Source organism: Streptococcus infantis, assembly GCF_047460825.1.
Lineage (GTDB): Bacteria > Bacillota > Bacilli > Lactobacillales > Streptococcaceae > Streptococcus > Streptococcus infantis_V.
Map to the genome: position 1 here is coordinate 18,447 of NZ_JASHFO010000025.1, position 9,572 is coordinate 28,018.

General features: G+C 36.1%; 11 protein-coding genes and 4 pseudogenes. 13 read left to right on the forward strand and 2 right to left on the reverse strand.

Annotated features, from left to right (window positions below):
• Positions 1 to 113: 113 nt before the first annotated feature.
• Together rplM and rpsI are read left to right on the forward strand one after the other, a co-directional pair.
• The gene (gene rplM / locus QM911_RS07740; protein WP_002876943.1) at positions 114 to 560 is read left to right on the forward strand and encodes a 50S ribosomal protein L13; all 447 of its coding nucleotides are present in this window, start codon (positions 114 to 116) and stop codon (positions 558 to 560) included.
• A gap of 18 nt (positions 561 to 578) precedes the next feature.
• On the forward strand, positions 579 to 971 hold the full coding sequence (rpsI, locus tag QM911_RS07745) for a 30S ribosomal protein S9 (protein ID WP_002893764.1): 393 nt from the start codon (positions 579 to 581) through the stop codon (positions 969 to 971).
• 109 nt (positions 972 to 1,080) lie between these two features.
• Here the strand turns inward: rpsI and QM911_RS07750 are convergent.
• A pseudogene (locus tag QM911_RS07750) lies at positions 1,081 to 1,304 on the reverse strand (tyrosine-type recombinase/integrase); the annotation flags it as partial.
• 241 nt (positions 1,305 to 1,545) lie between these two features.
• Positions 1,546 to 2,154, reverse strand: a complete 609-nt coding sequence (locus tag QM911_RS07755) for a DUF1269 domain-containing protein (RefSeq protein ID WP_000429535.1) — start codon at positions 2,152 to 2,154, stop codon at positions 1,546 to 1,548.
• A gap of 350 nt (positions 2,155 to 2,504) precedes the next feature.
• On the opposite strand from QM911_RS07755, the pseudogene QM911_RS07760 reads away from it, so the two are divergent.
• From QM911_RS07760 to QM911_RS07810, 11 genes and pseudogenes are all read left to right on the forward strand, one after another.
• Positions 2,505 to 2,609: pseudogene (locus QM911_RS07760) on the forward strand (IS982 family transposase); the annotation flags it as partial.
• A gap of 42 nt (positions 2,610 to 2,651) precedes the next feature.
• Positions 2,652 to 2,985, forward strand: a pseudogene (locus QM911_RS07765) (diacylglycerol kinase family lipid kinase); the annotation flags it as partial.
• Between the two features lie 148 nt (positions 2,986 to 3,133).
• Positions 3,134 to 3,724: pseudogene (locus QM911_RS07770) on the forward strand (transposase); the annotation flags it as partial.
• 180 nt (positions 3,725 to 3,904) lie between these two features.
• Positions 3,905 to 4,183, forward strand: coding sequence for a DUF6110 family protein (locus tag QM911_RS07775; RefSeq protein WP_002893755.1), 279 nt, complete (start codon positions 3,905 to 3,907; stop codon positions 4,181 to 4,183).
• A 1-nt stretch (position 4,184) separates the two neighbouring features.
• The gene (locus QM911_RS07780) at positions 4,185 to 6,248 is read left to right on the forward strand and encodes a heavy metal translocating P-type ATPase (protein WP_002893754.1); all 2,064 of its coding nucleotides are present in this window, start codon (positions 4,185 to 4,187) and stop codon (positions 6,246 to 6,248) included.
• A 299-nt stretch (positions 6,249 to 6,547) separates the two neighbouring features.
• Entirely contained in the window at positions 6,548 to 7,162 is a 615-nt protein-coding gene (locus QM911_RS07785) for a CadD family cadmium resistance transporter (RefSeq protein WP_414313631.1), read from the forward strand.
• Between the two features lie 11 nt (positions 7,163 to 7,173).
• Complete coding sequence (gene cadX, locus QM911_RS07790) at positions 7,174 to 7,512, forward strand: Cd(II)/Zn(II)-sensing metalloregulatory transcriptional regulator CadX (protein ID WP_414313632.1); 339 nt, start codon at positions 7,174 to 7,176, stop codon at positions 7,510 to 7,512.
• Between the two features lie 45 nt (positions 7,513 to 7,557).
• Positions 7,558 to 7,692 carry a hypothetical protein gene (locus tag QM911_RS07795; RefSeq protein WP_414313633.1) on the forward strand — a complete coding sequence of 45 codons (135 nt, stop codon included), beginning with the start codon at positions 7,558 to 7,560 and terminating at the stop codon, positions 7,690 to 7,692.
• Positions 7,693 to 7,911: 219 nt separating this feature from the next.
• Positions 7,912 to 8,493 (forward strand): TMEM175 family protein, encoded by a 582-nt coding sequence (locus tag QM911_RS07800; protein ID WP_075228815.1) that lies wholly within the window; start codon positions 7,912 to 7,914, stop codon positions 8,491 to 8,493.
• Between the two features lie 568 nt (positions 8,494 to 9,061).
• Entirely contained in the window at positions 9,062 to 9,364 is a 303-nt protein-coding gene (locus tag QM911_RS07805) for a TMEM175 family protein (protein ID WP_004240734.1), read from the forward strand.
• Positions 9,289 to 9,572: hypothetical protein (locus QM911_RS07810; RefSeq protein WP_414313634.1), on the forward strand; the 284-nt coding region annotated here is incomplete at its 3' end. The genes QM911_RS07805 and QM911_RS07810, both read left to right, overlap by 76 nt.

Genomic DNA, 9,572 nt, shown 5'->3' on the forward strand with positions numbered 1-9,572 from the left:
CAATAGTAGGCGGTATTGTTTACCCCATTTGTAAGGCCCCGGAACCTTTCAAATAACTTGCGGACCGGAACATCCGCCCTGTAAACAAAAACGACATTCATATAGGAGAAATCATGAACAAAACTACATTCATGGCTAAACCAGGCCAAGTAGAACGCAAATGGTACGTTGTTGACGCAACTGATGTACCTCTTGGACGCCTTTCAGCAGTTGTTGCTAGCGTACTTCGCGGAAAAAACAAACCAACATTCACACCACACACTGATACAGGTGACTTCGTAATCGTTATTAATGCTGAAAAAGTTAAATTGACTGGTAAAAAAGCAACTGATAAGATTTACTACACTCACTCAAACCACCCAGGTGGATTGAAATCAATCTCTGCTGGTGAACTTCGTTCTAAAAATGCAGTACGTTTGATCGAGAAATCAGTTAAAGGTATGCTTCCACACAATACTCTTGGCCGCGCTCAAGGTATGAAATTGAAAGTATTCGTTGGAGCTGAGCACACTCACGCTGCACAACAACCAGAAGTTCTTGATATTTCAGGACTTATCTAAGGAAAGGAACAATAAAGTATGTCACAAGCACAATATGCAGGTACTGGACGTCGTAAAAACGCTGTTGCACGCGTTCGCCTTGTTCCAGGAACTGGTAAAATCACTGTTAATAAAAAAGATGTTGAAGAGTACATCCCACACGCTGACCTTCGTCTTGTAATCAACCAACCATTCGCAGTTACTTCAACTGCAGGTTCATACGACGTTTTCGTTAATGTTGTAGGTGGTGGATACGCTGGTCAAGCAGGAGCTATCCGTCACGGTATCGCTCGTGCCCTTCTTCAAGTAGACCCAGACTTCCGCGATTCATTGAAACGCGCAGGACTTCTTACACGTGACTCACGTAAAGTTGAACGTAAGAAACCAGGTCTTAAGAAAGCTCGTAAAGCATCACAATTCTCAAAACGTTAATCAATACGATTATATCAACGTTTACAGACATTCAAGAATTATTTCTTGGATGTCTTTTTTGTTTCAAAAAATCAAAGTTCACCCCAAAATTCACCCCATATTCACCCCATCAATTTTTTAAACTACGAAAAGCAATATCACCTACAGTCTGATTGACTTTATCTTTGATATTAACGTAAGTTTTTGTAATCTCTTTATCACTATGAGTAAGAGCTTCTGAGAAGGCTTCAAGAGAAACCCCAGCTTGTTTTGCGAGTGTCGCACCAGTATGTCTTAGTTGTGTGGGGAAGCTGGTGCTAGTTCAGGGTGCCTGCGTCTGACTGATTTCATCTTGATAAAACTTAAAATCTTTCTAATTATAACAAAGCATAGTCAAAAAGCTATGACCTCTATATTCACAAAAAAATCCAGACCAATACTAGTCCAGATTTCTTGTCTATTAAACACTCTTTTCAAAGAATGGAAGAACGGCTGTAACGGATTTGTCAACGCAATTATTTAACTGTGAGAATCCGACGCACATAAATTTTAAATGGTGTCTCAGTCACATTTAAATTTATGAGACGCTTAGACGTTAGGCTTTCAATTTATCAAATTTTGATTTGATGTTTGCCTTGAACTCTTCAAGTTTGGCCTTGCGATCTGCTTTACGTTCAGCCTTCATTTGCGCACGCGCTTGGTTGTAGAGGTCTTCTTGGACTTGCAGGGCTGCTTCAACTTCAGCTACGACGGTTGCTACATCCCAACGCACGATTTGGGTGTCGTACTTGGTGAAGTAAGCATCGATGACTGCTTCGTTGTTTTCTTGCACCAAGGCGACAACGGCTGTTTCGCCGTCGATCAATTTTTGAGACACAACGTCAATCAAGCCAGCTTCTGCCGTATCAACGGTATCACCAGCAGCCAAACCATAGAGGCTGCCAATACCATAACCAAACAAGACGCCGATAGGACCACCCAAAAGCCCGATAACTGCACCGAGCAAGCCACCTTCTAGGGTTGCATCCGTCGTTGAATCTTCAAAGTCATAGCGTTCTTTTTCAACGATGTGACCGTTTTCATTTTTGACCAAGGCGATTTGAGCAACCTTGGTCGTCTGAGTTTGGCGGAAAGCCTTCAAATCCGCAAAGGACTGATAAGCTTCGCTTTCAGTGTTAAAGACTGAAACTACTAGGTTTTCCATAGTTAGTACCTCTTTTCTAAATATACACATTCATTATAATACAGTTTCAATCATTTTTCAATCATTTTAGTGCGACATTTTAATTGATATGTCGCGTTTATCAGCGTTAAAGAACAGTTTCAGGCAGCGGTATATCTTTGCCATATCCCAGCCCAGACACTCTGGAGACTCTGAGTGACTATCAAGAAAGATGTCCATCAGATTCTTAAAGCCTCCCGTGCAAAAAGTAAATAAATAGTGTTTTTCCTGTATGCCTGTCACACGGCTAAAAGACCGCTTGACCAAATCTTCCAGAAAATTATAGCAGATATTATGTACCAGCTCTGTGTAGCGAGTCTGATGAGCGTGCCGAATCACATCGACGCTTTTATAGAATCTGCCAACTGTTTCCTTATGGTCGAATCCTTGAAAGAAGTCGCTTTATTTGTCGGTCAAGACAATTAATTTGGCTGGTGTAACTGATTCGCCAAGCTATGAATAAGCAATTATTACCTTTTGAAAGCGAAAATGGCAATTATGAAGGTGAAGCTACTCAGGTCTTAGTTCTTCTATCTAATTACTATGCAGACAAAAAACTATTTGATGAAAATACAGATGAATATGGAAATATCTTGATTTTAAAGGATTCATCCATCATTTCTAAATTATCGGCTATCCCAGATTTATTAAAAAGGGGATCTAGTAGGTAACAATAATATCGAATATATCAAAGTACGCAATATTAGGATTTCTTCAGAGGTTGAGTTAGAGTCAGATGTTGATGGGGATAAGTCGGATAATCTGCCAGTAGATATAAAAATACTAGAAAACAGGCTTGAAAAAGGCTCGTAAAGCTAGCCAGTTCTCTAAACGTTAATTCGTTGCTGGACAGCAGAATACAAACGAAAACACTTTGCATCTTGCAAGGTGTTTTTTTCTATGAGAACTGGCGGTGCGCAATTAGGATAGCTCTAGCGACTTTAGTCGCATAGAGATATGCTATGCACAGTTGCCTCAAGAAAACAATGCTTCTTGGTCCACCCTGTTAGACAAGCTTCAAAACCAAGGAATCCAACAGATTTCTCTTGTAGTTACAGATGGCTTTAAGGGGCTTGAGCAGATTATCAGTCAGGCTCACCCATTAGCTAAACAACAATGTTGCTTAATTCATATTAGTCGAAATCTAGCTAGTAAAGTGAAACGAGCAGATAGAGCGGTTATTCTGGGGCAATTTATAATGATTTATCGTGCTGAAAATTTAGAAATGGCAGGACAAGCTTTAGAGGACTTTCTCGCCGAATGGAAACCAAAGTATAGGAAAGTCATGGAAAGTCTGGAGAAGACGGATAATCTTTTAACTTTTTATCAGTTTCCCTACCAGATTTGGCACAGCATGTATTCGACAAACCTCATTGAGTCTCTTAACAAAGAAATCAAACATCAAACGAAAAAGAAGGTTCTTTTTCCTAATGAGGAGGCTCTGGAACGTTACTTAGTTACGTTGTTTGAAGATTATAATTTCAAGCAAAGTCAACGAATCCATAAAGGGTTTGGTCAATGTTCTGATACACTTGAAAGCTTATTTAATTAACACTCCGTAACTCTACTTAAGTGTTTACACATAATTATTGACAGTATCAAAAAATAAAGTATATTGTTTTCATCATAATATAATTAAATATCAGTATAGAGAATTTTATCTATATATCAGATATCAGCAATTGCTTTTGCTGTCATTTTTCGCTACAATAGTTACAAGGAGGAAATAAACATGTTAAAAGAAGTATTAAACGTCGCAAAAGTTGCGAAAAAATCATCTCTCTTCTTAGGAGGGGTAGCATTTGGGACGCTTGGCTTGAAAGTCTTAGCAAGTAAAGAAGCTAAGAAAGGCTATTCTAAGGCCTTGGCTAAAGCTTACAAATTGAAAGATGGACTGGATGCATCTGTTTCTGTTGTAAAACAACACGGTGATGATGTTTTACAAGACGCTAAATATTTATACGAACAGGAAAAGAAAGAAGAACAATTAGATAGCCTGACAGGTGAATAATATGTCTTTTAAAGTGCTACACAGAGGATATCAACATATCCGATTATCGTCCTCGTTTTCACTGACCTTGGATATTCAAGATTATCTTCGTTCCTTGGCTAAAGATGAAAAAGGGATCGACTCTATTCAGTTTTATATGGATCAGCAGCACTTTACTCTACGTATGAAAGAAGGCTTCTCTGTATTAGAAAATGCAGAGGCCTTTTTAAAAAAAATTGACAAGGGGAAAGTTTCGGACTTGATGACTCTTCCCATTCGTAGAGAAGAGAGTGCTTATTCAATTGTATCGGGTGCAGCGATTAAGCGTTTGCTGTTTCGAAGTTTTGTACCCTACCCTATTCGTTATATTTGGACTTGTTATCAGGCTTTGGGTTATGTCAAAGAAGCCTATCAAACTTTAGCGCGCAAGGAACTAACCATGGAGGTCTTGGACTGTTCGGCCATTTTGTTGTCCTTGTTTATGAACCAATCCAAGACAGCTAGCAACATCATGTTTATGCTTGATTTGGGTAATCATCTGGATCAGTGGTCTTTAAAAAAAACAGCAACAGATTTGGAACAAAGCCTTCTTGCTAAAGAAAGTGATGTTTTCTTAGTGCGGGGAGACATGGTCATCAGCATCAAGAGTTCTGATGTTCAAGTAGGTGATGTATTAGTTGTCTCCCAAGGGAATGAAATCTTGTTTGACGGCCAAGTGGTTTCAGGATTAGGCATGGTCAATGAGAGTTCCTTGACTGGAGAGAGCTTCCCTGTTGAAAAGAAAGAGGGAGATTCTGTATGTGCGAATACTGTTTTGGAAACAGGAGAGTTAAGAATTCGTGTGACTGATAATCAGATAAACAGTCGTATTTTGCAACTCATCAATCTGATGAAAAAATCTGAAGAGAGTAAGAAGACAAAACAACGTCATTTTATTAGGATGGCAGACAAGGTTGTAAAATATAACTTCTTAGGTGCTGGTTTGACTTATCTGTTAACAGGTTCGTTTTCAAAAGCCATTTCCTTTTTATTGGTGGATTTTTCATGTGCTCTAAAAATATCCACACCTGTAGCCTACCTTACGGCCATAAAGGAAGGTCTAAATCGAGAAATGGTTATTAAAGATGGTGATGTATTAGAAAAATATCTGGAAGTGGATACTTTCTTGTTTGATAAAACGGGTACCATCACGACGAGTTATCCTTTGGTTGAAAAGGTTCTTCCTTTCGGAGATTATACTGAGAAAGATATTTTAAGAATAAGTGCATGTTTGGAGGAACATATCTATCATCCTATTGCCAATGCAATTGTTAAACAAGCTGAAATTGAAGGCATTGAACACGAAGAAATGCATGGCAAGCTTCAGTATGTTGCAAGCAAAGGGATTAAATCGCAAATTGATGGTCAATCGGTTGTCATTGGAAATTATGTACTAATGCAAGACGAACAGGTAAGAATTAGTTCTGAGCAGCTGGCCTTGATTGAGCAATATAAGACTCATTACAATTTATTGTTTTTGGCTTATAAGAAAGAATTAATTGGGATGTTTTGTATCCACACTCCCTTGAGAAGCGAGGCGAAAGTTGCATTGAAAAAGCTAAAGCGCCAAGGGAAAAAACTGATTCTGGCAACTGGTGATACGTTGGCTAGAACAGAAGAGTTGGTTAAAGATCTGCCATTTGACAACGTTTATACTGATTTAAAACCAGATGGTAAGTTTCAGTTGGTTCAGGAATTACAGAAAGCTGGCCGAACTATTTTGATGGTTGGAGACGGGTTAAACGACTCTGCTGCCTTGACGCTTGCAGATATTGGGGTTGTGATGAATGAAAGTGCTGATATTTCTAAGCAGATGAGTGATATTTTATTATTAGATAATCGTTTAGATTTCTTCGAGGAATTGAATTCTTTATCTGAATCGTTGCAGAAATTAATTCAAAGAAATATTCAAGAAACAGTTGTAATAAATGGAAGTTTAATTGGATTTGGGTTGTTAAATTGGTTAAGCCCATCTAATCTTTCGATATTGCACAATCTGACTACTTTAAGAATCGTCCTTCGTAGTCTTTCTATTAAAAGTAGGTAAGAGACCGAGAAGCTGAGGTTATAAAAACTAAAAGGAGTTGTCTCATTTGAGAATAACGGCTCTTTGTCAACTGTAGTGGGTTGATGGAAAATTATACCCTGGAGAGGATCAAATTGGTTCTCTCTTTTTAAATATTGAAAAAACCATTGGCAGTGGACATACTTTAAGACTATATATTTCTGAAACTAGTTTCACAATACAAATATTGACATGCAATTATTAATTGGTGGATTTTAAGTTGACATCTACAAAGTTTAATGTTAGAATACATTCAAAAATATATTTGAATGAGGTGTTTTATGATTCAAAATATTGTTACTTCAATAATCCTGTATTCTGGGACAGCCGTAGACTTACTTATTATCCTAATGTTATTTTTTGCCAAAAGAAAAAGCAGAAAAGATATCATTAACATCTATTTAGGACAATTTCTAGGCTCTGTTAGTCTAATATTGCTAAGTTTACTTTTTGCATTTGTCTTAAATTATATTCCTAGTAAAGAGATTTTAGGTTTGCTCGGTTTGATTCCAATTTTCCTAGGACTCAAAGTTTTGCTTTTAGGAGATTCTGATGGAGAAGCTATTGCAAAAGATGGTTTGCGCAAAGATGATAAAAACCTGATTTTTCTAGTCGCTATGATTACTTTTGCAAGTTGTGGTGCTGACAATATTGGTGTTTTTGTCCCATATTTTATTACCTTAAATTTAGCGAATTTGATAGTGGCTTTACTTATCTTTCTAGTCATGATTTATCTCTTGGTTTTTTCTGCCCAAAAATTGGCACAAGTCCCTTCTGTTGGAGAAACTTTGGAAAAATATAGCAGATGGTTTATTGCCGTTGTTTATTTAGGATTGGGGATGTATATCCTGATTGAAAACAACAGCTTTGACATGTTAAGGACTGTGTTCGGCTAGGAGAAAAAATTATGAAAAAAGATAGTATCTGCCAAGTGAATGTTATAAATCAACAAAATGTTACAACCGCAACGAACTACCTTGAAAATGAAAAAGTCCAAAAATCACTTCGTATTTTATCAAAGTTTACCGATAATAAACAGATAAATATCATCTTTTATCTCCTTGCTGTTGAAGAACTCTGTGTCTGCGATATAGCCTGTTTACTAAATCTCAGTATGGCATCTGCCTCCCACCATCTTCGTAAACTAGCCAATCAAAACATCTTGGATACTAGAAGAGAGGGGAAAATTATATATTATTTTATAAAAGATGAGGAAATCAGAGATTTTTTTAATCAACTAGGATAACAACTATTTTTACTACTTTACCATTATTATATATAGGACTTATCTATGAAATTATTTGATGAAAATTACTCACAAGAAAGACCTACTCGTAGCAAATGTTTAAGAAAAAAGTATAATTTAAAGCAAAGCGACCTAGGTAATGCAGGTCAAGTTAGCCAAGTTGAAAAGGAAGAAATCTGAAAGAAAATGTATCTTTGATAGTAGTCATTTATTGTGAAATATGATATATTTATTGATTAGATGGATGAATATTTCTAAAGTTAAATAAAATATGACAGATACATGCTTTTTAGTGTATCTTGTTTGTACTCAAAATATGAAGTGACTATCCAATATTTAAGATTAATAAATATTATACGATGAGATAGAATGCTACAAAATGAAAGGCGATGTAATCTGATGAAGAAAGATAGATTAATTGCATTGACAGATGCGGTTCTAGCAATTATAATGACTATCCTAATCTTAGAATTAGAAAAACCAACGACACCAAGTCTTCAAGCTTTTTGGGATTTACGGCAAAATTTCTTTGCTTATTTTCTTTCTTTTTTCTGGTTGGGATCGTTATGGATGACGCTAAACACATTATGGGAAAAGGTTGAGAAAATTTCTCAACAAATTGTTTGGTGGAATTTGTTTCTTTTATTTTTTGTTTCATTTATGCCCTACGCTACTGGAATAGTTAGTAGTCATTTCATGAATCATACGGCACAGCTCTTTTATGGACTGATCGTTATTGTTTCAACGGTAGCAAACTGGTTTTTACATAAAGTAATTGATAAACCCAATATAGATCAGAAAGAATTACTTGAAGCTACCGCACAATATAGGAAGTCATTGATACCTGACCTAATAATTAAAGGAGTGGGATTGATTCTGTCCTTAATTCTCTATCCTCCGATTATGATGTATAGTGTTTTAATTGCGGCATTTTACATCATAACTTTAAAAACACTATACGAAAAAAGAGTGAATAACTAAAAAACGGTGACCAAAGTTAGGTGTATTATTTTAATGCTTAGAGACCTAAACTATTCCCTATTTTAAAAATATTGATTCAGATTTTATGAAATTAAAAAGTAGATATTGTTCAGAAAATCCTTGATATTACGCTGTTTTTAGTCCAACTGAAATCCATACTTTCCAAACCAGGCTTGAAAAAAGCTCGTAAAGCATCACAATTTAGTAAACGTTAAAACTTATTTAAACTTATTGAAAGCATTTCGTATCAAAAATACGGGATGCTTTTTCTGTTCACCCCAAATTTTTGTAACTAGGTGATACTTGAAATTAATACAAATTTGGTTGTTTTTGATAAATCTAAGCAACACTAAATGATGAAGTGAAAGGGGATGAATCTTTGATAGTATTCATTTATTGTGAAATATGATATATTTATTAATTAGATGGATGAATACTTCTAGAGTTAAATATAGCATAATAGGGACAGACTTTTTGGTTTATTTTTGTTTGTAGTCGGATTATGAAAGAATATCCAATATTATGCGATAAGATAGAATGTTACAAAAAAGAAAGGGGATGCAATCCGATGAAGAAAGACAGATTAATTGTATTGACAGATGCTGTTCTAGCAATTATTATGACCATCTTGATTTTAGAGTTAGAAAAACCAACAACACCAAGTCTTGAAGCTTTTTGGGATTTACGGCAAAATTTCTTTGCTTGTTTTCTTTCCTTTTTCTGGTTGGGATCGTTATGGATGGCACTAAACACATTATGGGAAAAGGTTGAGAAAATTTCCTCAGAAATTATTTGGTGGAATTTGTTTCTACTCTTGGAGCGGCAGGAGTTCTCTTTGGAGAATTTCATGCCATCCAAGATACCAGTCTGAATGATGTGGTGGACCGGATCTATATAAATGTCAAGGATTTACCGTTTCAGTCCTTGGGAGCTTTAGCTAATATCCTGTCTGATGTTAAGAAGGGACTGATTCAAGACAGTCATATCTGGTCTTTCTTCCAGTCATTTTTCAAACAATATCAGTTGATAATCAGCTTAAATCAGATCTATCAGTTTGTCTATCTTTCTCTGATGGAGAT

Bases quoted from the DNA above. Each gene is read 5' to 3' on its own strand.
- QM911_RS07795 (WP_414313633.1), top strand. From the start codon at position 7,558: ATGAAATTATTTGATGAAAATTACTCACAAGAAAGACCTACTCGTAGC.
- QM911_RS07755 (WP_000429535.1), bottom strand. From the start codon at position 2,154: ATGGAAAACCTAGTAGTTTCAGTCTTTAACACTGAAAGCGAAGCTTAT.
- QM911_RS07785 (WP_414313631.1), top strand. From the start codon at position 6,548: ATGATTCAAAATATTGTTACTTCAATAATCCTGTATTCTGGGACAGCC.
- QM911_RS07780 (WP_002893754.1), top strand. From the start codon at position 4,185: ATGTCTTTTAAAGTGCTACACAGAGGATATCAACATATCCGATTATCG.
- QM911_RS07805 (WP_004240734.1), top strand. From the start codon at position 9,062: ATGAAGAAAGACAGATTAATTGTATTGACAGATGCTGTTCTAGCAATT.
- rpsI (WP_002893764.1), top strand. From the start codon at position 579: ATGTCACAAGCACAATATGCAGGTACTGGACGTCGTAAAAACGCTGTT.
- QM911_RS07775 (WP_002893755.1), top strand. From the start codon at position 3,905: ATGTTAAAAGAAGTATTAAACGTCGCAAAAGTTGCGAAAAAATCATCT.
- cadX (WP_414313632.1), top strand. From the start codon at position 7,174: ATGAAAAAAGATAGTATCTGCCAAGTGAATGTTATAAATCAACAAAAT.
- rplM (WP_002876943.1), top strand. From the start codon at position 114: ATGAACAAAACTACATTCATGGCTAAACCAGGCCAAGTAGAACGCAAA.
- QM911_RS07800 (WP_075228815.1), top strand. From the start codon at position 7,912: ATGAAGAAAGATAGATTAATTGCATTGACAGATGCGGTTCTAGCAATT.